This window comes from Azotobacter tropicalis (assembly GCF_059739045.1).
Genome location: NZ_AP046059.1, coordinates 1,186,744 through 1,212,487 on the forward strand (window position 1 = coordinate 1,186,744; position 25,744 = coordinate 1,212,487).

The window sequence follows — 25,744 nt, forward strand, 5'->3', positions numbered from 1 at the left end:
AAGACCAATGGAGTGTTTCTGCATGATCAACGTCCTCACCCCCTACCAGCTGCTCGGCGGCGCGGAAGGCGTGCGCCGGCTGTGCAACGCCTTCTACGACAACATGGAGCGCCTGCCCGAGGCGGAGACCATCCGCCGCATGCACGGCGCGGACACGGGTCCCGTGCGCGAGAAGCTCTTCGAATACCTCTCCGGCTGGCTCGGCGGCCCCAAGCTGTACCTGGAGAAATATGGCACCGTGGCCATGGGTCAGCCGCACCGGCCCTTCGCCATCGGCCCGAAGGAGCGCGACCAGTGGATGCTGTGCCTGAACAAGGCGCTGGACGACATCGGCGCCAGCGAGACGGCCAAGGGGCTGATCAAGGCGCCGATCTACGCCTTCGCCGACCACCTGCGCAATCGCGCGACTTCGGATTGAGGACGCGTAATCCATCGATATTCGAAGGCCTGCCGTAGGGTGGAAAACCGCGGAGCGTTTTCCACCGAAGCCCGCATCGGAGGGTAAGGCTGCGCCGTTACCCACCCTGCGGAAGCCGGCTCCTTGAAGGTTTCCACCGCCTGCCCCGGTGACGCTCAGGTCACGGCGCGCAGCCCCACAGCTCGACTGCCGGCCGCTCCGCCCGCGGCGGGCCGAGCCATTCGCTCAGCGGATGGCAGGCGCCGTCGAAGCACAGCTGGTAGTCGCCCGCCTCGGGCGTGCGCCCCAGGCGCAGGGGCTGCAGGGGCGGCAGCTGGCGACGGTAATGCCAGCTGCCGCCCTGCAGCACGGCGTCGGCCGGGATCTCCATGCCGGCGCCGCTGCCCTTGACCCGCGCCTCGCCGAGCAGCAAGCCCTGTGGCGTGACGCGGTAGTCCTCCTCCCAGCGGACCTTCTCGATCGTGTGGGTCCAGGCCAGGGTGAAGGCCGGCACGGGCAGTTGCGCCCACACCGTGCCGGCCAGCCCCAGGCACAGACCGATCACGCCGCCGCCACCACAGCGCGACGGGCACGCCAGACGTGCTGGGCGAGGAACAGCGCGCCGAGGGCGAAGCCGAGTTCGTCGGTCACCGGCATGGCCAGCACCATCGACAGCCCGGCGGCGAAGGCCAACAGGCGCTCCCACCAGGCCAGGTCGCGCTGCAGGTGGCCGGTGAACCCGCGCCCCACAGGGCGATGGCGAAGGCCGCCTTGAACGCCATGTAGAGGATCGCCAGCCAGCTGTCGCTCTGCAGCATCAGCGCCGGATCGTAGACCGCCATGAACGGCACCACGAAGCCGGCCACGGCGATGCGCACCGCCCACAGGCCGATCTTCAGTCCGCTCTCGCGGGCGATCGGCGCCGCGGCGAAGGCGGCCAGGGCCACCGGCGGCGTCAGGTCGGCCATGATGCCGAAGTAGAAGACGAACATGTGCGAGACGATCAGCGGCACGCCGAGGTCGAGCAGCGCGGGCGCGGCGATCGAGCTGGTGATGATGTAGTTGGGGATGGTCGGAATGCCCATGCCCAGCACCAGGCAGGTGAGCATGGTCAGCACCAGCGAGAGGAACAGGTTGTCCTGGCCGATGGCGAGGATGTAGCCGGCGAAGGTCGAGGCCACCCCGGTCAGCGACACCACGCCGATGATCACCCCGACCAGGGCGCAGGCGATGCCTACCGGCACCGCATGGCGCGCGCCCTCGACCAGCGCGTGCAGGCACACGGTGAGGGTGTCGCGGCCGCCCTTGACGAACCAGCAGATCGCCACCAGCACGCCGATGACCGCGAACACCACGCCGATGCCGAGCTGGAAGAAGCCGGCGCAGAGGATGCCGAGGGCGATCCAGAAGGTGACGCGCAGGGCATTGGACGACACCTTGAGGATGATCGCCGAGCCGAGGATGACCATGGCGGTCAGCGCCAGGCCCACGGTGCCGGAGAACATCGGCGTGCGCCCGGAGAACAGCAGGTAGACCAGCACGCCCAGCGGGATCAGCAGATACCAGCTTTGCTTCACCGCGGCCCAGGCGTCCGGGCACTGCTCCTTGGGCAGGCCCTTGAGCCCGGCGCGCTTGGCCTCCAGATGGACCATCCAGAAGGTCGAGCCGAAGTACAAGAGCGCCGGCAGCAGGGCGGCCTTGGCCACCTCGGCGTAGGGCACGTTGATGGTCTCGGCCATGATGAAGGCCACTGCGCCCATCACCGGCGGCATGATCTGGCTGCCCATGCTGGCGGTGGCCTCCACGGCGCCGGCGAAGGCCGCCTTGTAGCCGAAGCGCTTCATCAGCGGAATGGTGAACTGGCCGGTGGTGACCACGTTGGCGACCCCCGAGCCGGTGATGGTGCCCATCAGCGCCGAGGAGACCACCGACACCTTGGCCGGACCGCCCAGCTTGTGGCCGAACAGGCCCATGGAGAAGTCGGTGAACAGCTTGATCATCCCGGCCTGTTCGAGGAAGGAGCCGAACAGGATGAACAGGAAGATGTAGGTGGCCGAGACGTAGGTCGGCGTGCCGTACAGGCCCTCGGTGCCGAAGGCCAGCTGGTTGACGATCTGGTCGAAGCCGTAGCCGCGGTGCGCCAGGTCGCCCGGCAGGTATTCGCCGAACAGGCCGTAGCCGAGGAACAGCGCGCAGATCAGCGGCAGGGCGATGCCCATCACTCGCCGCGCCGCCTCGAACACCAGCACGATCAGCAGGACGCCGATGGCCATGTCGGCCTCGGTCAGCTCGCCGGAGCGCTGGATCAGGTCGGCCTCGAACACCCACTGATAGGCGAAGGTGCTCATGCCGGCCAGTCCCAGCAGCCAGGCCAGCGGCTGGAACGGGCGGTCGGTGCCGCGCGCCGGATAGCAGATGAACACCAGCAGCAGCAGGAAGCCGACGTGGCCGGCGCGCAGGATCTGGGTGCTCACCGGGTGGAAGGCGGCGGTGACGATCTGGTAGACGGAGAACAGCAGGGCGACGGCGAACAGCGCCTTCGGCCACTGGCTGGGACTGGCGTTCATGCCTTGGCTTTCGCTCATGGAAGATACCCCTGGACAGCGAACTCGGGCTGTCCGCAATAACGGCGCCCCGGCCGGCCAGGGAAAACGCCGGCATGGGCATGGCGGGAAAGAACCGGAAAGAGTCGTGGGCCGGACGCCGCCGGCCGGCAACGAGGCGGCGGCGTGACAGACGGCTTACTGGAGCACGCCGGCTTCCCTGTAGAAGCGCTCGGCACCCGGGTGCAGCGGGATCGGCAGGTTCCGGGTGGCGTTTTCCAGCTTGATGTCCTTGGCCGCGGAGTGGGCATTGCCCAGGGCCGGCAGGTTGTCGAACATCAGCTTGGTCATCTGGTAGGCGACCTCGTCGGAGACCTTGGCGTGGCTGACCAGGATGTTGGTGATGGCCACGGTGGGTACGTCGGCGCTCTGCCCCTCGTAGGTGCCGGCCGGGATCACGCCGGCCTGGTAGGCCGGGCTGCCGATCTTCGCCACCACGTCGGCGGGAATGGCGACGAAGGTCACCGGCATGGTGGTCGCCAGGTCGCGGATCGCCGCCATGCCCAGGCCCGAAGACTGCAGGGTGGCGTCGAGCTGGCGGTTCTTGATCAGCTCCACCGACTCGGCATAGGGCAGGAACTCCACCTTGCCCAGGTCCTCGTAGGTCATCCCGGCGGCCTTGAAGATGGCCCGGGCGTTCAGCTCGGTGCCCGACTTCGGCGCGCCGACCGAAATGCGCTTGCCCTTGAGATCGGCCAGGGTCTTGATGCCGGAATCGGCGCTGGCGACCACCTGGATGTAGTTGTGGTAGGTGCCGGCGATGGCCCGCAGGCTCTTCAGCGGCGCCTTGAAGCCGGCATCCTCCACGCCGTTCCAGGCGTCGGCCACCGAATCGCCGAGGGCGAAAGCCAGCTCGCCGCGGCCGGCCTGCAGCAGGTTGAGGTTCTCCACCGAAGCCTTGGTCGCCTGCACCGAGGTCTTGGCGCCCTCGATGTTCTTGCCGTACAGCTGCGACAGGGCGACGCCGACCGGGTAGTAGACCCCGCTGGTGCCCCCGGTGAGGATGTTGATGAAGGTGGGTGCGGCCAGGACCGCGGTGCTGGCAGTGAAGGCCGCGGCAGCGGCGAACAGGCCAAAACGCTTGCTCAGTTTCATTTTTTATTCTCCAGACTTCTTCCATGGATATTGCGTTCGCCGCCTGCAGGCGGCGAGAGGCAGGAGCTATACGGCTGACGGAGAAACAACGGGCATGCGGAGGATGGGAACCCCCTTGACGCTGTTTTCGGGCTCGGCCGGCATAACCTCATCAGCATACCGCAACCATAGTGCCATCAGTATCCGATAGCTCTGGAATGCGGGTTTGCGCCGAAAGGCCGGAGGATGGTAAGCGGATTTTGCCGGGCGGGAACAGCTTGTCGGCAAAAATCCGCCGATCTGCGCCAGGAGGTCCCGGGAGGCGGGACTGGAGGGGTAGCGGGAACGCCCGCCGGGAGCGGCGGGCGTGAGGACGACTCAGCGGTCGTGGTGCAGGTAGGCCGCCTGCTTCGGCAGGCGCAGGCTGAAGCAGAAGGCGATCGCCAGCATGCCCGTCACGTACCAGTAGAAGGCTTCCTCATGGCCGATCGACTTCAGGCCAAGCGCCACGTATTCGGCGGTGCCGCCGAACATGGCGTTGGCGATGGCATAGGACAGGCCGACGCCCAGCGCACGCACCTCCGGCGGGAACATCTCGGCCTTCACGATGCCGCCGATCGAGGTGTAGAAGCTGATCACGGCCATGCCCAGGATGATCAGCAGACAGGCCAGCACCGGGCTGCCGGCGGTCTTGAGGGTCATCAGGATCGGCAGGGTGCACAGCGTCCCCAGGGAGGCGAAGCAGAGCATCGAGGCGCGCCGGCCGATGCGGTCGGACAGGGCGCCGAACAGCGGCTGCATCAGCATGTAGCAGAACAGCGCGAAGGTCATGATGCCGCTGGCGGTCTTGGCGTCCATGCCCGCCGAGTTGACCAGATACTTCTGCATGTAGGTGGTGAAGGTGTAGAACATCAGCGAGCCGCCGGCGGTGTAGCCGAGCACGGTGATGAAGGCGGCCTTGTGGTGCTTGAAGAGGCTGGCCATGCTGCCCGCTTCCTTGTTGGCACGGCTTTCCGCAGTGGTGGTTTCCTCCAGGGAACGGCGCAGCAACAAGGCGATCACCGCGGCGATGGCGCCGATCACGAACGGAATGCGCCAGCCCCAGGCCTTCAGCTCATCGGTGCTGAGCAGCTGCTGCAGGATCACCACCACCAGCACCGCCAGCAACTGGCCGCCGATCAGGGTGACGTACTGGAACGAGGAGTAGAAGCCGCGCTTGCCCTTGAGCGCCACCTCGCTCATGTAGGTCGCGGTGGTGCCGTATTCGCCGCCGACCGACAGGCCCTGGAACAGGCGGCAGAGCAGCAGCAGGGCCGGCGCGGCCACGCCGATGCTCTCGTAGGTCGGCAGGAAGGCGATCACCAGCGAGCCGGCGCACATCATCAGCACCGAGATCAGCATCGAGGTCTTGCGACCGTGCTTGTCGGCGATCCGGCCGAACAGCCAGCCGCCGATCGGGCGCATCAAAAAGCCCGCCGCGAACACCCCGGCAGTGTTGAGCAGCTGGACGGTGGGATTGGCTGTGGGGAAAAAGGCCGGGGCGAAGTAGATGGCACAGAAGGCGTAGACGTAGAAGTCGAACCATTCCACCAGGTTGCCGGAAGACGCGCCGACGATGGCGAAGATTCGCTGGCGACGCTCGGCGGCCGTGTACACGGGCTCCTGAGCGGTCGCGGTTTCGTCGGGACGGTCGGCGGCAAGGTCCGCTGTGGCGCACAGGTCGGGACTGCTGGGGATTGTCATTGTATTTCTCCGTTTCTTGTGGGAGTTCGTGCTGTGCGGCAGCGGCAGCCGCCGCCGGCAGAGGGCCGCTGGGCGCCGGAGCGGACAGTCGTCACGCCGGAAGCCAGGGCAACGGAGAGTGCTTTAGCAGGAACCAGGCCAAGGCCCGAGAGGCCTCTGGATCGGGCCTTTGCGACAGAATAGCAGGCTGCCATCGGCGGATTCCTGCCGATGCCGGAAAGCCGATCGGCAAGAATCCGCCGACGCCCTCCCCGTCAGTCCTGCGCGTCGGCGGGCAGGAATTCGCTGCGGTTCAGGCCGTGGCGCTGCATCTTCTCGTTGAGGGTGCGCCGGGGCAGTTGCAGCAGGGCCATGGCCTCGGCGATGTTGCCGCGGCACTGCTGCAGGGCCTGGCGCAGGCACTGCGCCTCGAAGGCTTCCAGCTGCGCCGCCAGCGACTGGGGCGCCGCCACCGCGGCCCCGGTCCTGCCGCCCAGGCCGAGCACGTGGCGTTCGGCGGCGTTGGCCAACTCGCGCACGTTGCCCGGCCAGTCGTGGGCCTGCAGCCGGGCCAGTTCGGCGGCCGTCAGCGGAGGCGACTCGCGGCCGTGGCGCTCGGCCGCGGCCAGCGCGAAATGCTCGAACAGCAGCGGAATATCTTCGCGCCGCTCGCGCAGCGGCGGGATGTGCAGCTCGGCGACATTGAGGCGGTACAGCAGGTCCTCGCGGAAACGCCCGGCGCGCACCTCGGCGGCAAGGTCCGGCTTGACGGCACCGATCACCCGCAGGTCGACGGCGATGCTGCGGTTGGAACCGAGCCGCTCCAGGCTCTTCTCCTGCAGCACGCGCAGCAGCTTGGCCTGTTGCGCCAGCGGCAGGCTCTCCACCTCGTCGAGAAACAGGGTGCCGCCGTCGGCGTGCTCGATGCGGCCGATGCGCTTGCCCTGGGCGCCGGTGAAAGCGCCGCTCTCGTGGCCGAACAGCTCGCTCTCGAACAGCTGCTCGGGAATCGCCGCGCAGTTGAGCGCGACGAAAGCCTTGCCGGCACGCGGACCGAAGGCGTGCAGGCAGCGCGCCACGCACTCCTTGCCGCTGCCGGTCTCGCCGCGGATCAGCACGTTGACCGCAGTCGGCGCCAGTTCGAGGATCTGCCGGCGCAATTCCTCCATCGCCGGCGACACGCCGAGCAGGCGGCCCTCGATACGGTCGCGCTGCGCCACCTGACGGCGCAGCGCGCGGTTCTCGCAGACCAGCCGGCGCATCTCCAGGGCACGCTGCAGGCTGCCGAGCAGGCGCTCGGGGGTGAACGGCTTCTCGATGAAGTCGTAGGCGCCCTGCTGCATCGCCGTCACCGCCATGGGCACGTCGCCATGCCCGGTGACCATGATCACCGGCAGCTCGGCGTCCAGCGCCTTGAGGCGCTCGAGCAGGGCCAGGCCGTCCATGCCGGGCATGCGCACGTCGCTGACCACCACGCCGGGGAAGTCGGCGTCGAGCAGCGCCAGCGCCTCCTCGGCGCGGGCGCAGGTGCGCACGGCCAGGCCCGACAGCTCCAGCCACTGCTGCACCGCCTCGCGGATCGGCGCTTCGTCGTCGATGAAGAGAATCTGCTGCATTTCACTGCTCCTGCGCTCAGGGCTGCAGTGTATCCGGCGGCGCCGCAGCCGGCAGCCGGATGACGAACTGCGCGCCGTCGCCGGCATTGCGCACCGCCAGCTGGCCGCCCGACTCGCGGACGATGCCGTAGGACACCGCCAGGCCGAGACCGAGCCCCTCGCCCACCGGCTTGGTGGTGAAGAATGGCTCGAAGACCCGCGGCAGGTGCTCGGCGGCGATGCCGCCGCCGCTGTCGGCGACGCTCAGCAGCCAGTCGCCGCCGTCGCGGCGCAGCGCGATGCGCAGCACGCGGCGCTCGCGCCCGGCCATGGCGTCCAGGGCGTTGTGCAGGAGGTTGACCAGCACCTGCTCGAGGCGGATCGCGTTGCCCTCGACCCAGGCCTGCGGCGCGCGCCGGCGCAGCACCTGCACGGCATCCTGGCGGATGCGCGCCTCGAGCAGGAGCAGCGCATGATCGACCACGGTATCCGGCTGCAGGCGCTCGCGCAGGCCGCCCGGGGTGTCGCGGGCGAAGGTCTTGAGGTGCCCGGTGAGCGCCGCCATGCGGGTGAGCAGGCCGTCGATGCGCTCCAGGCAGGTGCGCATCGCCGCCGAGTCGTTCTTCGCCAGCAGCAGCTGGAGGCTGCCGAGCTGCATGCGCATGGCGGTCAAGGGCTGGTTGATCTCATGGGCCAGGGCCGCCGACATCTGCCCCAGGGCGGCCATCTTCGCCGCCTGCACCAGTTCGTCCTGGGCCTTGCGCAGCGCCGCGGTGCGCTCCTCGACCAGCCGCTCCAGCTCGGCCCGGCGGCGCTGGCTGAGGCGCAGGATCTTGCGGCGCTGGGCCAGGAACAGGAACAGAAAGGCCAGCGCCAGCCAGATGCCGGCCGCCGCCAGGCGATAGCTGCGCATCATCCCGCCCGCCACCTGGGCCTCGCGCAGCAGCAGCAGGGTCCAGCCCTCGGTAGCCAGGGGCTGCTGCAAACGCAGGTAGTCGCGTCGACCGTCCGGTCCCTCGATGCGCAGCAGCTCGCCGCCACCGTCGAGCTGCGCCAGGGACTCTTCGAGGAGCGGCCGGGGAGGATGCCCGGCGAACTGGCGGGCATCGGACAGCGGGGCGACAGAAGCCGCCGGCGCATCCTGCAGGTAGCGGAAACGCCAGGCCGGACGACTGGAAAGGATCGCGATGCCGTGCCGGTCGGTGACCAGCAGGATACCCGGCTGCCCGGCCCAGTCGCGCTGCAGATCCTCCATCACCAGCTTGAGCGCCAGCACGCCGAGCAGGCGCCCTTCGGCGTCGCGCACCGCCTGGGACAGGAAGTAGCCGGGTACCCCGGTGGTCACGCCGACGCTGAAGTAGCGGGCGCTGCCCTCGCGCAGGGCGCCCTGGAAATACGGACGGAAGGCATAGTTGCCGCCGACGAAGTTGCCCGGCTCCTGCCAGTTGCTGGCGGCGATGGCCTTGCCCTGCGGGTCGAGCAGGAAGATCACCCCCGCCCCCGCCTCCCGGTTGAGGCGCTGCAGGCGCCGGTTGAGCCGCTCGCGGGCGAGCGGATCGGCAGGCTCCTGGAGCAGCGCTTGGATCTCGGTGTCCAGGGCGAGGATCGCCGGCAACGCGCGGAAACGCTCGACCAGGATGCGCAGCGACTGGGCGTACAGCTCCAGCTGGCCGCGGGCCTCGACGACGGTCTCGCTCCAGTGGCGCCGCTCGGCATAGCGCCCGGCCAGCCAGACGCTGGCCAAGAGTCCGGCAAGGATCGCCAGCAGCGCGAGCAGCAGGCGCCGGCGGGCGGCGAGCGACGGCACGGCCTAGCCGCCGCGCAGCAGGCGCAGCAGCGCCTCGGCATCGAGCTTGGCGCTGACCTCGCCGCCCTCCAGCAGGCTGTCGGCCAGGTCGCGCTTCTGCCCGTGCAGGGCGAGGATGCGCTCCTCGATGGTGTTTTCCGCGACCAGCCGGTAGATGGTCACCGGACGCTGCTGGCCCATGCGGTGCGCGCGGTCGCTGGCTTGGTCCTCGACCGCCGGGTTCCACCAGGGATCGAGGTGGATCACGTAGTCGGCGGCGGTCAGGTTGAGGCCGGTGCCGCCGGCCTTGAGACTGATCAGGAAGATGTCGCCGTCGCCGCCCTGGAAGGCCTCCACTCGTGCCATGCGCTCCTTGGCCGGAGTCGCGCCGTCGAGGTACTGGTAGCGGATGCCGCGCTCCTCCAGCCACGTGCGGACGATGCTCAGGTGGTCGACGAACTGGCTGAACACCAGCGCCTTGTGGCGACTGTCGAGCAGCTCCTCGACGATCTCGGCGAAAGCCGCCAGCTTGCTGCCGGGCAGGTCGCTGTCGGGCAGCACCAGGCTCGGGTGGCAGCAGAAGCGCCGCAGCCGGGTGATCTCGGTGAGCACCCGCAGCGGCGACTGGCTCCCCTCCTCGCCGCCCTGGCTGAGGGAGTCCAGCGCCTGCTGGCGCATGGCCTCGTAGAGGTGCAGTTCGGCGTCGGAGAGCGGCACCCGGTAGACCACCTCGGTGCGCGCCGGCAGCTCGTCGAGCACCTGGCTCTTCAGGCGGCGCAGGATGAACGGCTGGATCAGCGCCTTGAGCGCCTTGCGCGCGCCCTGGTCGCCGCGCTCGATGGGCCCGGCGAAGCGCTGGGCGAAATGCTCGCGGCTGCCGAGCAGGCCGGGATTGATGAAGCGGAACAGGTTCCACAGCTCGCCCAGGTGGTTCTCCAGCGGCGTGCCGGTGGCGACTAGGCGGAAATCCGCCTGCAGCGCCATGGCCGCCTGGGAGCGCTTGCTGGCGGCGTTCTTGATCGCCTGCGCCTCGTCGAGCACCACGGTGGTCCAGTGCTGCGCGGCGAAGGCCTCGGCGTCCTGCTGCAGCAGGCCATAGCTGGCCACCACCAGGTCGCGCGGCCCCAGCCCGTCCAGGCTGCGGCTCTCGCGGTAGGCATGCAGACGCAGGGTCGGCGCGAAGCGGGTGGTCTCGGCCAGCCAGTTGGGCGTCACCGAGGTCGGCGCCACCACCAGCTGCGGGCCCTCGGCGGAGCGGTGCAGCAGCAGGGTCAGGGTCTGCAGAGTCTTGCCCAGGCCCATGTCGTCGGCCAGGCAGGCGCCGACGCCCCACTTGGCCAGCCGCGCCATCCAGTCGAAGCCTTCCAGCTGGTAGTCGCGCAGCTCGGCCTGCAGGGTGCTGGGCACCCGCGGGCGGTAGTCGCGCAGCGACTCGAGGCGGGCCAGATGCTCCTTCCAGGCGGCATCGGCCTCGAAGCCGCCCACCTCCTCGGCCAGCTCGGCGAGCAGCGGCGCGGTCAGCGGATTGAGGCGCAGGCCCGCCTCGCCATTGCGCTCGGCCAGCCGGCTCAACTCCTCCAGGCGCCGGCGCAGGTTGCTGCCGAGCGCCAGCCAGTCCTGCTCGCCGAGCCTGACGAAACGCCCGGGACTGCTCTGCAGGAGTTCGAGCAGCTGGCGCAGATGCAGCACGCGGCCGTCTTCCACCACTACTTCGCCGTCCAGCTCGAACCAGTCGCCGCTCTGGCGCAGGCGCAGCTGCAACTGGCGCAGGCCGGGCCGGGCCCGGATGCGCATGCGCTCGCCCTCCGGCCAGATGCACTCGAGCAGCCCGGCGTCCAGCGCCTGCAGCTCGCTCAGCACCTGCAGCGCGGCCTGCGGCTCGGCGAGCTGCCATTCGTGGCCGTCGCTGTCGGCCTCGGCCAGCGCCGGACAGGCCTGCAGCACCTGCTCGAGCCGCTGGCGCTCGGCGGGCAGGTCGCGGACCGCCTGCAGCGGCTTGCCGTCCTGCTCGCCGAGCACGCCCTCCGCGCCCTGCCCGGGACGGAACCAGTTGCCGCCGGCCAGCGGCCGCACCAGCAGTTGCAGGCGCAGGCCGTCCTGCAGCGGCAGCAGGTGGGCGTACAGCTTGTCGTCAGCGGCCACCTTGTCGATGTTCACCGCCAGTTCCGGCAGGTCCGAGTGAATCGGCAACAGCGGCGCGATGCTGCCGATGGTTTCCATCAGCTGCGCCTTGGCCGCCTGCGGCACGCTCAGCCCGCCGCCGACGATCTCGGCGATCTGCCGAGCCTCGCGGCCGAGCGGGTAGATCACCAGGCGGGTCGGGGTCTCCCGCTCGACGAACAGCCCGCCGCACGCCGCGATCCCTTCGGGGGTCAGCGCCAGGTGGATCTGCGCGCCGCGCTGCTGCAGCTGCAGGGCCACGTTGCCGGCCAGCAGGTCGATGCGCACCTCCGGCGCGTCGCTCCAGAACAGTGCCGGATGGCCGACCAGATGCGGCAGGGCGCGCTCGCCGTCGAGCTGGTAGCGGATGCCGTAGAAATCGCTGTGCATCTGGATCTGCTGGATGACCCGACGATCCTGTTCGAGCAGGTAGTCGAAGCTGTCGGTCTCCTCGAGCAGGCGCTTGAGCGACACCGGCCGGCCCTTGCTCCACTGGCCCTTGGCGCCGAGCTTCTGCTCGCGCGGCTCGACGCTCGGCGCCTCGGAAAGGGCGCTGCCGATCATCCAGGCCAGGCGCTGGCTGTTCTGCGGCTGAACCGCGGCGGCGCCGCGCGAGCCGGGGCGCAGCGCGGCCAGCGCGGCGAGGGCGTGCTCCCAGAGTTCCTGGCGGCGATACAACTTGACCAGCGGGCGCAGCCCGTGGCGCCGGTGCCAGTCCGCCTCGGCCGGGGGTGTGCCGAACTGCAGTTCGAGCAGCACGTCCAGCTCGGCCACCAGCCAGGCGTAGCCCTCCTCGGCCAGCTCGGTACGAAACTGCTGCAGGCGCCGCAGCCAGGCCGAGGAGGCCGGGGCATCCATCCAGTACAGGAGGATCGCCGTCAGCAAGCCGTCGAAGCCGCTCGGCTGACCCACCTGATAGGCCGGATCGGGGCAGCGCCCGCCCTTGCCCTGGAACTGCTCGAAGAGTCTCTCGAACATCTCGTAGGCACTGCCCAGGCCCTTCTTCAGGCCCAGCCCGAGCGCCTGGCGCAGCGCCGCATGTTGCTGGCTGTCGCCGTCGAGCAGCAGCAGCAGGCAATAGCAGGCGTTGAGGATGGTCGGCAGCTCGACGCGGCGTTTGCGGCTACCGCGCTGGATGCGGATGTACTCCTGAACCAGCTCCAGGGCCTCGGTCGACTCCCCGCGCAGCAGGCTCCGGAAGATCCCGCCGAACGGCACCCGCTCGTCCTGGCCCAGGGCTTCGAAACGCGGCCAGTCGCCGCGCCAGAGCGCCTGCAGGAACAGCTGGAAAGTCAGCTCGGCAGACTTCGCCTGCGCACCGTCGAGCAGCGCCAGGCCCTGCCGGTAGGCCTCGCCGGCCGCCAGCGATTCGCTGTTGGCGCGGGTCAGGTAGTCCTCCAGCAACACCTCGCGCACCCCCGGAGCGAGCCGGGCGAACAGCTGCCGGCCGGTGTCGTCGGCCAGCAGCAGGCCGCAGGGGTGCAGCAGCTCGCCGCGGTTCTGCTCCATGCTCAGCAGCAGTTGCGTCAGCTCCGGCACCTCGCCCGCCAGCAGGGCCAGCCAGAGGCCGCGCCACAGGCTCAGCGGCAGGCTGCCCGGCGCGGCGGCGACATGCTCGATCAGCCCGCCGCGCAGTTTCGGCCACCACTGCGGCTCGCTCTGCAGCAGCAGCAATACCTGGTTGCAGGCCGCCGGGTTCAGCTGGAAGAAGCTGCGCTCGTCGCTGCGCTCCAGCCACTTCAGGCGCTGCAGGGTTTCCAGCATCTCGCCCAGCACCACACCGTCCATGGCGCGGCTGGTGGTGGCGCGCACGCCGAGACGCTTGAGCTGTTCGAGCAGCGCGGTCTTGCTCCGCGGCGTGGCCAGGAACAGGACGTAAAGCAGCGCCTTGTAGGCATCGGGCAGGCTGGCGAGGGTCGAGCGGACGGCTGAGCTGGACATGGGCACCCCGAAAGCGGCACGGCAAAGGACGGGCAGGATCTTAGCAAGCTAACTCATTTTGCTGGCGACAGGCCAACAGCGGCATGATGAAGCACCCGAAATTCCTGCGGACAATCGCACGGTTGCCCTGCAGGCCCCGTACCCGTAGTCTCGGGGCACCCATTCCTTCATTCACCCCACGAGCGGAAGCAGCAATCAGGCAGGCCCATCATGAGCACGAACAACAAGAGCAACGTCCCCTATGCCCAGCGCGAACAGGGTTACCGGGAAAAGGCCCTGAAAATGTATCCCTGGATCTGCGGTCGTTGCGGCCGGGAGTTCTCCGGCAAGCGCCTCAGCGAGTTGACGGTCCACCACAAGGACCACAACCACGACAACAACCCCGAGGACGGCTCGAACTGGGAACTGCTCTGTTTGTATTGCCACGATAACGAGCATTCGCGCTACACCGATAGCCAGTACCAGACCGCGCCCCGTGCCGGCGCCGACCTGGGTCCGAAGACCACCTTCAAGGCCTTTGCCAACCTGGGCGACCTGCTCAAGGGCAAACAGGACTGAAACCTCTGCAACCGCCGTGCCTACGGCCATCGCGGACACGGCGGCCACTGCCCGGCCAACCTCTCGTCCGCCGCCGGCGCACGCTCGGCGCCCGCCGGCAACCCGCAAAAGTCCCGCTGCTAGACTCAAGAGGGGGTAAGCCCCCAGCCCCGGCGCCTCTGCCGCGGGTCCTCGATCGACCATTCGCCGGAACGTTTCTGCCATGCAGCGGGAGGTGAACATGAACCGGCACTACTACTTCAGCGACGACCTGGACGATCTGGAACAGGTCGAACAGGAACTGGAAGCCAAGGGCATCGATACCGAGCAGATCCATGTGCTGAGCGAACAGGATGCCGAGCTCGAACGGCATCGCCTGCACAGCGTGCCCTCGATGATGAAGACCAACGTGGTCAACGCCGGCACGCGCGGCCTGTACATCGGCCTGCTGCTGGCCGCCCTGGTGCTGGTCGTCGCCTATTTCAGCGACTGGACGAACACGGTCTTCGGCTGGGCGCCCTTCATCTTCCTGGCCATCGTGCTGTTCGGCTTCAGTATCTGGGAAGGCGGCTTCCTCGGTTTCCAGAAGGGCAACCGCTCCTTCCGCCCCCTGCAGGACAAGCTGGGTCAAGGCAAGCACGTGTTCTTCGTGGATGTGGAGCCGGCCCAGGAATCGGTGCTCGAGCAGGTCGTCAGCCATCACCCGAAGCTGGAAGTCGCCGGAACCGGCACCGCCATGCCCCACTGGATCATGAGCGGGGAGAAGAAATGGCACCACTTCAAGAACAGGCTCTGACGACAGCGGGCAGCCGGGGAAAGGAAATCCCCTCCCCTGCCCCCGACGCCGTCCGGCCTGGCGTGCCCCGACCTACTTGACGAGCAGCACCGGCACCGTCACCTCGTGCACCACGCGGGTGGCGACCGAGCCCATGACCAGGTTGGAGAAGTTGCTCATGCCGCGGGTGCCCATCACCACGGTGTCGCAGCCGAGCACGGCAACCGCCTTGGCGATCTCGCCCACCGTCTCGCCCAGCTCCTCGTGGGCGGTCGCCGCCACGCCGTGTCCCTGGAGCAGCTCCAGGCCCTTCGCATTGATCTTGCGCCCGTGCTCCCGGGCCGCGTTGACCAGACTTTCCAGCATGGGACCGGCGATGTAGTCGCCGTACATGATCGGGTGCCCCTGCACGTTCAGCAGATGCACCTCCAGGTCCGGCAGCTGCTTCGCCATCTCCACGAGATAGAGCAAGGCGCGCCTGGCGCTTTCGGAACCGTCGAACGGGACAAGTACTTTCTTCATGGCCTGCACACTCGCTGTGCCTGGTGGACGAAAGGCCCCGGAGGGCCCGGCGAAGCGACGAGACCCGCTCAGTGCCTGGGATGCAGGCGCTCGTTGAGCTCATCGACGATCGGCGCCCAGTCGGCGTCGTCGAGCATTTCCTCCTTCAGCAAGGCCGCCTGGGCGGGCGTCCAGAAGGGAGCCTCCGATACCTTGACCTCGTCGGGCAGCATATGGCTACCGATGAAGGCATCGATGCTGGCCGGATCGGAGTTCAGACCCAGTTGCTCGAACAGCGTGGACAGATTCCGGATGGGCAGTTCCATCGTTCCTTCCTCCTCCGTTGTGTGTGGAGAGTGCGTACCGCTTCTTCTAACCATAGCGGAAAATCCGCCGACGACCGCTCGCCCCAGGCAGTGGCCACCTTGTATCGGCGATATCCGTCGCGCCCACCCATCGAACGGAGGAGAAAAAACTAGGTGTTCCACCGGCAAGGGAGTAAAGTGTCTCCACTGTGCTGCATGCGTCACCGCGAAACGATCTGCTTGAAGCTGTTCCGATCCTTTTTCGATTGCTCTTTGCACTCAGTCAACGCCCGGGCCACAGGGTCCGGCTTTCAACTTTGTCCAAGGAGACAACTCATGTCCAATCGTCAAACCGGCACCGTCAAGTGGTTCAACGATGAAAAAGGCTTCGGCTTCATCACCCCGGAAAGCGGCCCCGATCTGTTCGTTCACTACCGCTCCATCCAGACCAACGGCTTCAAGAGCCTCAAGGAAGGCCAGCAGGTCTCCTTCGTCGCGGTGAAAGGCCAGAAAGGCATGCAGGCGGACGAAGTGCAGATCGTCTGATCTGCCTACATCGTCCGAAAAACCGGCCTTCGGGCCGGTTTTTTCATTTTGGGCATCATCCGCCCCGACAGAGCAGAGGAGAAACCAGCATGAGCACGCGGATCGCAGCCTCGCACGGCAAGTCCAAGCCGGAACCGGCCCGGGAAACCCATGAATCCCTCGACGCCCTGGTGTCCGCCTTTCTCCGCGAGGGCGGCGAGATTCGGCAGATCGCCATTGGCGTCAGCGGCCAGGCCGCTACGCCCAGCCGGCACATCAAGCTCGGCAAGAAATAGTAGTCCCAGCGACTTCAGGACTGCCGATAGCGCACCAGCCGCCGCAGCAGCGGCCGTCCCGCCAGGTGCAGAAACACCGGTGCGCCGGCGACCAGATAGAAGTAGTAGGTGACGGCACGCCAGATCAGGATCGCCGCCGCGCTGGTCGACTTGCCGACCAGCGGCGCGAGCAGCGCCGCCGAGGCCAACTCCGCCCCACCGGCGCCGCCCGGCAGCAGGCTGGCCTGCCCGGCGCTGAGCGCCAGCATTTGCACCAGAAAGGTCCAGGCCCAGGACAGTTCGCTGCCCAGGCCGCGCAGGGTCAGGTAGAGCACGCTGTAGCGCAACACCCAGTGGGCGACGCTGAGCAGGAATACCCCGAGCAGTACCGACCGCGGCAGACTCAGGCTCTGGCGCAGGGCATTGCGAAAGCGCATCACCTTGCGCGCGTATTTCAGCCGGCGGCGTGCGCTCACCCCCAGGCGCTGCAGCAGCCGGCCGTTGAGGCGGAACATCTCGCGGTGGAAACGGCCGAGCAGAAACAGCAGGACGAACACCCCGAGCAGCAGGCCGGCGCTGACGCCGAGCAGCCAGGCGAGATGTGGGCTCAGGGCATGGGACAGGGCATAGACCAGGATGCCGAGCAGCGCGCAGGCGAACACCAGCAGGTCGGTGAGCTGGTCCACCGCGTAGGTGGCAGTGCCCTGCGCCGCCGAAACCCCGCGGCGCATCAGCAGCGCCATCAGGGTCAGCGGGCCGCCGGCGCCGCCCGGCGTCGCGCAGATGGCGAACTCGGTGGCCATGACGATGCCCAGCGCATCGCGCTGGCCGAGCCGGTAGCCGGGCAGCAGCAGACGCAGACGCAGCGCGTTGAGATTCCAGCAGACCACGATGATGCCGAGCATGGCCACCAGCAGGTTGGCCGGAAAGCCCTGCACCTGCCGCCACAGCCCGCTGCCGCCGAGCAGCAGGGGAATCAGCAGTGCCGCCAGCAGGCCGCCCAGCAGCAGCCACAGGCCACGACTCATGCGCCGGCACCCGGCAAGCGCAGCGGTTGCCGATCCAGCCAGCCGATCTTGGTCAACGGCTGGCGGCCCTCCTTGAGCAGGCGCACGAGCAGTTCGATCCAGTAGCGGCGCGACGAATTGTGGCGCATGTCCACCGGGTGCAGCCCCAGGCGCAGCAGCGGCGCCTGTCGATAACAGGCGGCGAGACTCGCGCAGACCAGCCGGGACAGCCCGCGGCGCCAGCGGCTACGGGCGCTCCAGGTCAGGCCGGGGGCATCCATGGCCTGGAAGTCCGGCAGCCGGTAGAGATGGCGCAGGTCGCTGGTATAGCGCAACGGCGTTTCCCGCAGCGCCTGGCGGGTGCCCTCGCTCATCAGCCAAGCGGGCGCGACGAAGCCGTGCAGCGGCCAATCGCAGCGGCGGAACACGTCCATGCCCTGCTCCAGACGCTGTCGGGCCTGCGCCTGGTCGAGCCGGTAGAACTCGCCCTCGTGGGTGTAGACGCGGCGCATCAGCCAGTCGTGCGGCATGCGCGGCGGCGGCGCGTCGTCGTGGTGATAGTAGCCGTGCAGGGCCAGCTCGTCGCCGCGCGCCAGCCGTGCATCGAGATACCGGCGCAGCTCGAGATGCCGCACCAGCGGCTGGCGGCGATGGAAATCCGGCACCACCAGCCAGGTGACGGGCACCTTGCCCAGGGTATCCACCGCCGCGATGAAATCCTCGTAATCGGCCCACGTCTGCGGGGCGACATCGTGCATGACCAGCAATAGATGGCGTTCAGACATTCACGGCGACCGGCAGCTCGGCCGTGCCCAGCACGGCATGGTAATGGGCCAGCAGGCCGGCGACCACGGCATCCCAGGCATGGTGGGCCTCGACGTGCTGACGCGCCTGACGCCCCAACTGGCGGACATCGCCCTCGAACAGCTCGCGCACGGTCGCGGCCATCGCCCGCGCGTCGTTGGGCCGGCACAGGCGGCCGGCGCTGAACGGCACGATCTCGGCCAGCGCCCCGGCGCGCGCGGCGACCACCGGAATGCCGCAGGCCATGGCCTCCAGCACCACCAGACCGAAGGTCTCCTGGTCGCCGGCATGCAGCAGCAGGTCGCTGCTGGCCATCAGCCGGGCCACTGCGGCGGCCGGCTGGAACTGGTTGATCACCGTGACGTTGTCCGGCACCCGGGTCGGCATGTCGGCGCCGATCAGCAGCAGATGATAGGGAGCGCCGAGACGCCGGGCGGTCTCCAGCAGGATGTGCAGGTTTTTCTCGCGCGACCCGCGGCCGGCGAAGACCAGCAGCCGGGTTTCCTCGGTCAGCCCCAGGTCGCGCTTGAGCGCCGGATCGCGCCGCGCCGGCTGGAAGACCTCCAGGTCGACGCCCAGGGGCTGCACGAACACGTCCCGCACGCCCAGGCGCAGCAGCTTCTCCGCCATGATCCGACTGGGCGCCAGCACCCGGTCGAACTGGCCGTAGAGATGCGCCACGTAATCGCTGACCCGCCCGCCGCACCAGGCGCCGACGCGCTTGGTGGCCAGCCGCGGCAGGTCCGAGTGGTAGAAGCCGATCACCGGGATGTCCAGACGCCGGCCGGCGTCGAGCGCCGCCCAGGCGGTCAGGTAGGGATCGCCGACCTCGATCAGGTCGGGCTGCAGGCGCTGCAACTGCTGTCGCCAGGGCCCCGGCGCAGCGGAAAGCGATAGCCCTTGCCGAACGGCAGCAAGGGCGAGGGAACCTCATAGATGCCGGCCTGCTCGCGGAAGCCGGCGCCGGGCACCAGCACGCTGTGGCGCACTCCGGAGTACAGCCGCAGACGACGATGCTTGGCCTCCAGATAGGTCCGCACGCCGCCGCTGGCAGGCGCATAGAACATGGTCATATCGGCGATGTGCACGAGCTTCCTCCGTCCGAAGGCCTTCGGAGCGGCCCGCCGCCGCGGCGGGACGTCCCGCCGGCAGACAAGCGGTCCCGCCATGAAAACCGCAGTGCTGTAGCAAAAAGATAGTCTCTGCCGGTTTCAGCGTCGGAAAAATCGACTCCGGCCGACAGTTCCCGGCGCCGAAGCGAACCGGGGAGCTTCCGGATAGACCGACCGAAACGCCCGGGAGTTTCCTCGAGCGGTACAGGAAGGCCTGTTCAGTGCAGGGATATGGCGATGCCGGGAAGGAACGGCGATGCCCGGCGTCGCGCCGGGACATAGCCGAAAGATGGCCGTCCCTGGCCTTTGAGCGGCTGCCGCTGCCGGTCGGTGCGCGGCGAGCCGCACCGACCGGCAGCGGGCGCGATCAGGCCAGCTGGACGTTGCCGGGCAGGCGCTTGCGGGCCGCCAGCGGATGGTCCGAGAACGGTTTGAAGCGCTCGAAGCCGGTGACGACCAGCACGCCGCCGGCATGCTCGAACTCCTCCTGGAGGTGACTCAGGAACTCCATGAAGGTGTGGTCCACCAGATGGGCCCCGGAGAAGTCGATGGTCACCGTGGCGCTGCGCTCGAGCTGGCCGAACAGCTTCTTGAAGCCCAGCAGGTTGGAGAAGATCGCCGCCCCGCCGACCGCGATCCGCTCCTCGCCGTCCTGCAGGGTGCGCTCGTAGCGGGCCTTGAAGAAGTTGCCGAACGGCACCCGATGCACCAGGTTGAACACCAGCTCCGTGGCGATGCCGGCGCCGACGCCGACCAGCAGGTCGGTGGACAGCGTCACCAGCACGGTCACCACGAAGATCACCAACTGCTCGGTGCCGATGCGGTAGACCTTGAAGAACTCGTGGGGCGAGGCCAGCCGGTAGCCCACGGCGATCAGCAGCGCCGCCAGCGCCGCATTGGGAATCATCTCGATGACCGGGATGAACAGCAGCATGGCGACGAACAGGAACAGGCCGTGGAAGAAGTTGCTCCAGCGGCTGCGGGCGCCGAAGGTGACGTTCGCCGAGCTGCGCGCCACCTCGGAGATCATCGGCAGGCCGCCGAGCAGTCCGGACAGCGCGTTGCCCGCGCCCACCGCGACCAGGTCCTTGTTGAAGTCCGAGGCGCGTTTCCAGGGGTCCAGCCCGTCGACGGCCTTGACCGTCAGCAGGGACTCCAGGCTGCCGATGAACAGGAACATCAGCACGTACTTCCAGAACACCGCGGTGCCGATCAGGGAAAAGTCCACGTTCAGCCCGACGTTGGCCCAGAAGCTGCCGATGGTCACCATGTCGAACACCGGCTCGGTGTGCTCGAAGTCCATGATCAGGGCCATGGGCACGGCGACCAGCAGCACCAGCATCGGCGCCGGCACCTTCTTCAGGCCGGGGATCTTCAGGAAGGGCATGCCGAAAATGATCGCCAGGCTGACCAGGCCGACCAGGGCCACATGGGAGTCGGCGTGCATGATCGAGGCAGGAATCCGCTCGAACAGCTGGACCAGCTCGAGCCCCTTGAGGGTGGCCGGATCGATGCCGAGCAGCACGTGGATCTGCTTGGCGAAGATGATCAGGCCGATCGCCGCCAGCATGCCGTGCACCACCGAATGCGGGAAGAAATCGCTCAGCGAGCCGAAGCGCAGGAAGCCGAACAGCATCTGCAGCACGGCCGCGACGAAGATCGCGCCGAGCGCCAGGTGCCAGCCCTGGGCGCCGCCGCCGAACTCGACGACGGCACCGGCGCAGATGGTGATCAGGCCGGCGGCCGGGCCCTTGATGGTGAGCCGCGAGCCGGCGAACAGGCTGACGAACAGGCCACCGATCATGGCGGTCAGCACGCCCATGGCCGGCGGGAATTCGCTGGCCTTGGCGATGCCGAGACTCAATGGAAGCGCCAGCAGGAATACCAGAAACCCCGATACCACATCGCTGCGCCAGTTTTGCTTGAGGCCTTTGAGGCCATCTTCCGGAATTGCACACACTTTCATAAGGCAATGACTCCCTCGATATTTACATGCACTTTCGAATGCTCGGTATGAATATCTCTAGGCAAACTTTTCAATGAATCGGAAACTCTCTTTCAACGCTTCGGCCCCATGCCGGAAAACTCGCAGGAGCGAACGCGTTCGCGATGTTTTATCCGCCACCACCGATCGCGAGCGAGTCCGCTCCTGCCGGGCCCTCTTGGAATCGCTCCCCGACAAGTTGGATCAGGAAGACTTGTAGGCCACCTCATAAACCGACTTGGCATGCGGCCCGAGGAATACCCGCGCATAAATACGAATGATCGACAGACCGACCAGGACGAAACTGAAACTGGTCAAAAAGGCCAGGCCGACCTGCCCTTCCTTGATATGCGCGAACATCAGGTCTTCGCCGATGAACGTGGGACTGATCGGAAAACCGGTGGCGCACAGGCAACACAGCAGGAATACGAAGGCGATCTTCGGATGCTGCCGGGAATGCCCGTGGAAACGGTCGAGATCGATATCGCCTTCGAGATGCTTGAGCCGCCGCAGACATAGGAAGCCGATGATTCCCGCCAGGGCGACACCGCTCAGGTAGATATAACTTTCGCTGAAGTCGAAGTCGGCGTTGAAGGAGGTCGCCAAGGCGATCCAGAAGTGCGTCAGGATCGCCAGGAGCCAGGTCATCCGCGCGCGCCGGCGTTCGGTGAAGGACTTGAGCACCAATATCGCCGCCATCGACGCGAAGATCACCGGCAACACTTCCGTGACCGCGCCAGGCAGTGCATCGCGGCGGTAGGCCAGGAACAGCCCCAGCAGATAGACCGGCACGAAGATGCCGACGACCCGCCAGAAGGTCAGGAAGTCCAGATGCCGACCCAGGCTTTTCATGGGGTTCCACAGCCTGCGGTACATGAAGGCGTCCAGATCGAACTCCCGCACCGAAAGCATGTAGAGGGAATACACGAACTTCTTCGGCAGCACCCAGCGGGCCTGGTGCTGGCGCGGCACGAAGTTGTAGAACTGCTCGCGGATCAGGTAAGCCACCACCGACGGCGAAACCAGCAGCTGATAGGTGCGCAGGAAGGCGTTGCCGGCGAAGTGCACCAGGGCCAGGGTATCGAAGCCGGCGGCGATCTCGATGAAGATCAGGCCGATCTGGGCGATGGAGGCATAGGCGATCTGGCTCTTGATCGCCGACTGCGAGCGGGCGATCACCGTGGCGACGATGCTGGTGGCCAATCCCAGCAGGCCGATGACGACGCAGACGAACAACTGGTCGCGCCAGAGCGGCGCGGTGCGCAGCAGCAGGAACACTCCGATGTGCACCGACAGCGAGCCGTAGAAGATCGCGCTCGACGGCGTCGGCCCCTCCATGGCCCGCGGCAGCCAGCTGGAGAACGGCAGCTGCGCCGACTTGGCGGCGGCGGCGACCAGGATCGCCAGCGCCATGAGCACGCCGGCGAAGGCGTGCGGCTGCAAATGCTCGAGCACGAAGGCCCGGTCCTCGAGCATGTGGAAGCTGACGTTGGCGTGGAACAGGTGGTGCATCATCCACATCGCCAGCAGCAGGCCGACATCGCCGATCCGGTAGATGGAGAACACCTTGACCGCGTTCTTCACCGGCAGGTAGCGATCCCGGTAGAAGGCGATCAGCAGGAACGAAGTGATCCCCAGCACCTCCCAGCCGGTGAACATGGTTTCCATGTTCCCGGAGAACACCACCATGTCGTAGCCGGCGTAGAAGAACAGCACCGTGCTGAAGAAGCGCTTGTAGCCCGCCTCGCGGTGCATGTAGTGGCGGCTGTAGAGCAGCACCATGAAGGTCAGGAAGGCGCCGACGAACACGTAGGTCGCGGTGATCCGGTCGAACAGGAAGTCGATGTAGAACTCGTAGCTGTCCGTGCGGAACAGCACGAAATCCTTCAGCTCCAGCGTGGGAAAGCCGCGGAAGGCCCAATACAGCAGGAACAGGCCGAAGCCGGCGAGGTTGGCGCCGACCGTGACCAGGGCGGTGCGCGAGATCCGCGTCTCGTCCCGTTCCGGATGGGTCAGGCTGATCAGAAAGCCGATCAGCGGTAGAAAGATGAAGATCTGCAGTACGGAGGCCATGGCAGCTCCCTAGCTCAACGCGAGGACAGGCAGGTTGTCCGCCTGGGTTTCGAAGAGTTTCTCGAGGTCCGCGGCGACCGCGATCCGCTCGGTCAGCGGGCGATACGCCTCGAAGGCGCCGTCCCTGAAGCGGAACAGCTCATGGCTCTCGGGATGGACGACCGCGAGGTTCAGCCATTCGTTGGCGAACCATTCCCAGGTGGCCGGCTGCTGGCGGAGGGTGTTCAGCACCACCTCGGGGAACTGCTCGACGACGATCATCATCCGCACCGGGTGGTGCACCTCGATCATCTGGCTCGGCAGGCCGGGACGCAGGTCGCCGTCGTTGCCGTTGGCCACGCCGATCAGGCCCATCACGTTGTGCGGCAGCTTGCTGCCCGCCCCCAGCTTCTGGTTGTCCACGTGGGAGAAGAAGTACTCCAGGTTGATCCCGCCGCAGACCGGCGCCGCGGCACGCAGGATGCCGAGCAGGAAGGTTCCGTCCGGATCGACCCGGTAGTCGTAGGAATTGAGGAACGAGCGGCGGTCGAGGAACAGCTGGCGGCTCAGGAAACGGCGCCCGACGATGCACAGGGCGTTGGTGGCGTGGTTCAGCTCGGGACGCGGCTCGAACAGCGACACGGCGCGCGCCTTGACCGCCTCGTGGACCCGCTCCGGCGGCTGCCGACTGTCGGTCAGCGCGAAGCGCCGCGAGCGCTCCTTGGCGTTGAGCGCCAGGGCCTTGTCGAACACCGCCGCGTTGGCCTGGTGCCGGGCGCGGTTGTCGGGGCTGAGCGAGGCCTCGTCGTAGAAGGCGATCTCGTCGCGGGTGGTATCGTGCAGCGCGCCGACGAACTGGGTCGCCGCGGGGATCTCGATGCCCCTGCCGGCGAGGATCCTGCGCACCTCGGGATGGTTGAGCATGAAGCAGATCACCCGCGCGTTCACCGACCCCGGCCGGCCCGAGCAGGCGCCGCAGTCGTAGGCGGCATAGTGCGGGTTGTTGGTGTTGCTCGCCCCGTGCCCGACCACGTAGACGACGGGCGCGAAGTCGCGGGTCAGACCGATGCTGCTCAGCAGGTTCTCCGCGCGCTGGGCCATCTCCTCGAGGGTGAAGCCGATCTGCAGGCCGTCCTCGCGGTCGTCCGGCGAACGGTTCAGGATGGTCAGGCTGGAGGTACGGTCCATGTGCCGGAAGGACGAGGCGCCGAGGGGGCTCGCCGAGGGCTTGAAGATGTTGTCGAAGAGCTTGACCGCCGACCAGAAACCGAGGGTCTGGGAGATCACCCAGCCGCCGAGCAGGTCGTGGGAGTGCTTGCTGAAGTGCGGCTCGGCCTCGCGCCTGTCCTGGCTGCCGGTTTCCTTGATCAGGTATTTGGGCTCGATCGGTCCCGGACATACCTTGGTGTAGGACTTGGCATTCTCCGGCTTGAAGTAGAACTCCACCCCGAAGAAGCCCGGCGTCCCGTAGGTTTCGCAGTGCGGATCGAGGCTTTCGATGTGCCGGCGGAACGAGCAGATGCGGTCGTCGATGCAGAACAGGCCCTGGAAGCTCTTCGCCGGCAGCGCCGGACTTTCCGCGGGCTGGCGCTGGATGGCGCTCAGCACCGGATCGTAGAAGCTCCACTCCAGCGCTTCCTGCCAGATCGCCAGGACCTCGTGCAGCTCGGTCTTCGGCACGTCCGCGAGAATATCCGCCGGCTCGCCGGCCAGCTCCGCCGTCAGCGGGCTCCAAGCTTCGTCGAAATGCTCGTCGAGCGCGTCGATCTCGAGGAGCAGCTCGAAGACGATCAGCTCGCGCAGGCTGATCCGCCGGCTGTCGATCAGGGTGCCGGGCTGCGCCTCGATCACCGTGACCATGCCCGACCAGCCCGGATGGGCGAACTGCTGGTCGAACAGGTAATGCGCGAACAGCGCCTCGTCGCGCACCAGGAGTGTCAGCAGGTCGGCGATGGAGCAGTCCTGCTCGAGCAGCAGCCGGCGCGCACGGTCGCGGCGGAAGAAGCTGGTGAAGCTGTGGCGCTCCAGCTCGCGGATGGCGCTCAGGAAACCCTCGCCGTCGGACGGGAAGGTCCAGATCGAGATGCCCTGGTCGAGATAGCTGCAGAGGATGCGGAACAGCAGCGGATGCACCAGCGAATCCAGGTCGATCCGGTGGCTCCTCTTCCAGTTCGCCCGCACCGTACCGATGCGCGGCAACGCCGGCGCGGCGAAGCTTTCCTCGATCACCTTGTTTTTCCAGTGTTCGAACTGCTCGCCCTGGCGGGTGCGGATCACCCAGTCCAGTACGGCCGGCGTTATCTCGCCCTGCCGATAAAGACTGCGGTATTTATCCAAGTTGAGAGACAGGTTGTATCCGAAGATACCCGAGGCTTTTCTCGTCGCGTCGTGGAACTTCGAATCCTGGAAGGCATGCAGGGTATTGTGGTGAACGAAATCCTTCAGTGGAGCCTGTTTCGGAAGATAATGTTCAAGCTCGTGCAATACGGCTGTCTCGTCGAAACTACCGAACTGCGCTGGATTTTCTGATCTAGCGGTCATCTATATATCTCCAGAGGCCATCGACATGATGCGAATGGTCTGCAGAAA

18 protein-coding genes and 2 pseudogenes are annotated in these 25,744 nt (G+C 67.3%); 5 read left to right on the forward strand and 15 right to left on the reverse strand.

The genetic code is table 11. The features are described from left to right. The first annotated feature begins 22 nt into the window (after positions 1–22). Entirely contained in the window at positions 23–418 is a 396-nt protein-coding gene (locus tag Atro_RS05520; protein ID WP_131342758.1) for a group II truncated hemoglobin, read from the forward strand. 160 nt (positions 419–578) lie between these two features. Here the strand turns inward: Atro_RS05520 and Atro_RS05525 are convergent, their stop codons facing one another. The 7 genes and pseudogenes from Atro_RS05525 to Atro_RS05555 all read right to left on the reverse strand — a co-directional run bounded on the left by Atro_RS05525 (position 579) and on the right by Atro_RS05555 (position 13,278). Next, positions 579–962: a DUF1850 domain-containing protein gene (locus Atro_RS05525; protein ID WP_497926772.1), complete on the reverse strand. Its 384-nt coding sequence runs from the start codon at positions 960–962 to the stop codon at positions 579–581. Further along, a pseudogene (locus tag Atro_RS05530) lies at positions 959–2,982 on the reverse strand (TRAP transporter permease). Before Atro_RS05530 ends, Atro_RS05525 begins: the two are co-directional and overlap by 4 nt. Before the next feature lie 156 nt (positions 2,983–3,138). Beyond that, positions 3,139–4,095, reverse strand: coding sequence for a TAXI family TRAP transporter solute-binding subunit (locus tag Atro_RS05535; protein ID WP_497926773.1), 957 nt, complete (start codon positions 4,093–4,095; stop codon positions 3,139–3,141). 357 nt (positions 4,096–4,452) lie between these two features. Beyond that, positions 4,453–5,817 carry an MFS family transporter gene (locus Atro_RS05540; protein WP_497926774.1) on the reverse strand — a complete coding sequence of 455 codons (1,365 nt, stop codon included), beginning with the start codon at positions 5,815–5,817 and terminating at the stop codon, positions 4,453–4,455. Between the two features lie 254 nt (positions 5,818–6,071). Continuing rightward, positions 6,072–7,412: a sigma-54-dependent transcriptional regulator gene (locus Atro_RS05545; protein WP_497926775.1), complete on the reverse strand. Its 1,341-nt coding sequence runs from the start codon at positions 7,410–7,412 to the stop codon at positions 6,072–6,074. A 16-nt stretch (positions 7,413–7,428) separates the two neighbouring features. Beyond that, on the reverse strand, positions 7,429–9,198 hold the full coding sequence (locus Atro_RS05550) for a sensor histidine kinase (protein ID WP_497926776.1): 1,770 nt from the start codon (positions 9,196–9,198) through the stop codon (positions 7,429–7,431). 3 nt (positions 9,199–9,201) lie between these two features. Continuing rightward, positions 9,202–13,278, reverse strand: a complete 4,077-nt coding sequence (locus Atro_RS05555; RefSeq protein ID WP_497926777.1) for a DEAD/DEAH box helicase — start codon at positions 13,276–13,278, stop codon at positions 9,202–9,204. A 210-nt stretch (positions 13,279–13,488) separates the two neighbouring features. Here Atro_RS05555 and Atro_RS05560 point away from each other — a divergent pair, with 210 nt between their 5' ends. Continuing rightward, on the forward strand, positions 13,489–13,836 hold the full coding sequence (locus tag Atro_RS05560; RefSeq protein WP_497926778.1) for a YajD family HNH nuclease: 348 nt from the start codon (positions 13,489–13,491) through the stop codon (positions 13,834–13,836). A gap of 220 nt (positions 13,837–14,056) precedes the next feature. Continuing rightward, entirely contained in the window at positions 14,057–14,611 is a 555-nt protein-coding gene (locus tag Atro_RS05565; protein ID WP_497926779.1) for a magnesium transporter, read from the forward strand. 72 nt (positions 14,612–14,683) lie between these two features. Here the strand turns inward: Atro_RS05565 and Atro_RS05570 are convergent, their stop codons facing one another. Next, entirely contained in the window at positions 14,684–15,112 is a 429-nt protein-coding gene (locus tag Atro_RS05570; RefSeq protein ID WP_497926780.1) for a universal stress protein, read from the reverse strand. Between the two features lie 68 nt (positions 15,113–15,180). After that, positions 15,181–15,417 (reverse strand): DUF2789 domain-containing protein, encoded by a 237-nt coding sequence (locus Atro_RS05575; protein WP_497926781.1) that lies wholly within the window; start codon positions 15,415–15,417, stop codon positions 15,181–15,183. 315 nt (positions 15,418–15,732) lie between these two features. Here Atro_RS05575 and Atro_RS05580 point away from each other — a divergent pair, with 315 nt between their 5' ends. Then, positions 15,733–15,942: a cold-shock protein gene (locus tag Atro_RS05580; RefSeq protein WP_497926782.1), complete on the forward strand. Its 210-nt coding sequence runs from the start codon at positions 15,733–15,735 to the stop codon at positions 15,940–15,942. Positions 15,943–16,031: 89 nt separating this feature from the next. Next, positions 16,032–16,217: a PFL_1563 family small protein gene (locus tag Atro_RS05585; protein WP_497926783.1), complete on the forward strand. Its 186-nt coding sequence runs from the start codon at positions 16,032–16,034 to the stop codon at positions 16,215–16,217. A gap of 14 nt (positions 16,218–16,231) precedes the next feature. Here the strand turns inward: Atro_RS05585 and gpgF are convergent, their stop codons facing one another. From gpgF to Atro_RS05615, 6 genes and pseudogenes are all read right to left on the reverse strand, one after another. Then, positions 16,232–17,224, reverse strand: coding sequence for a glucosaminyl phosphatidylglycerol flippase (gene gpgF / locus Atro_RS05590; protein WP_497926784.1), 993 nt, complete (start codon positions 17,222–17,224; stop codon positions 16,232–16,234). After that, complete coding sequence (gene gpgD, locus Atro_RS05595) at positions 17,221–17,988, reverse strand: N-acetylglucosaminyl phosphatidylglycerol deacetylase (protein ID WP_497926785.1); 768 nt, start codon at positions 17,986–17,988, stop codon at positions 17,221–17,223. Before gpgD ends, gpgF begins: the two co-directional genes overlap by 4 nt. Continuing rightward, positions 17,981–19,095 (reverse strand): annotated as a pseudogene (gene gpgS, locus Atro_RS05600) (N-acetylglucosaminyl phosphatidylglycerol synthase). Before gpgS ends, gpgD begins: the two are co-directional and overlap by 8 nt. A 391-nt stretch (positions 19,096–19,486) precedes the next feature. Beyond that, a complete protein-coding gene (locus tag Atro_RS05605; RefSeq protein WP_497926786.1) occupies positions 19,487–21,085 on the reverse strand; it encodes a SulP family inorganic anion transporter in 1,599 nt (532 codons plus the stop codon). A gap of 222 nt (positions 21,086–21,307) precedes the next feature. Continuing rightward, a complete protein-coding gene (locus Atro_RS05610; protein ID WP_497926787.1) occupies positions 21,308–23,176 on the reverse strand; it encodes a proton-conducting transporter transmembrane domain-containing protein in 1,869 nt (622 codons plus the stop codon). Between the two features lie 9 nt (positions 23,177–23,185). Beyond that, positions 23,186–25,696 (reverse strand): YbcC family protein, encoded by a 2,511-nt coding sequence (locus Atro_RS05615; RefSeq protein WP_497926788.1) that lies wholly within the window; start codon positions 25,694–25,696, stop codon positions 23,186–23,188. Positions 25,697–25,744: the final 48 nt, after the last annotated feature.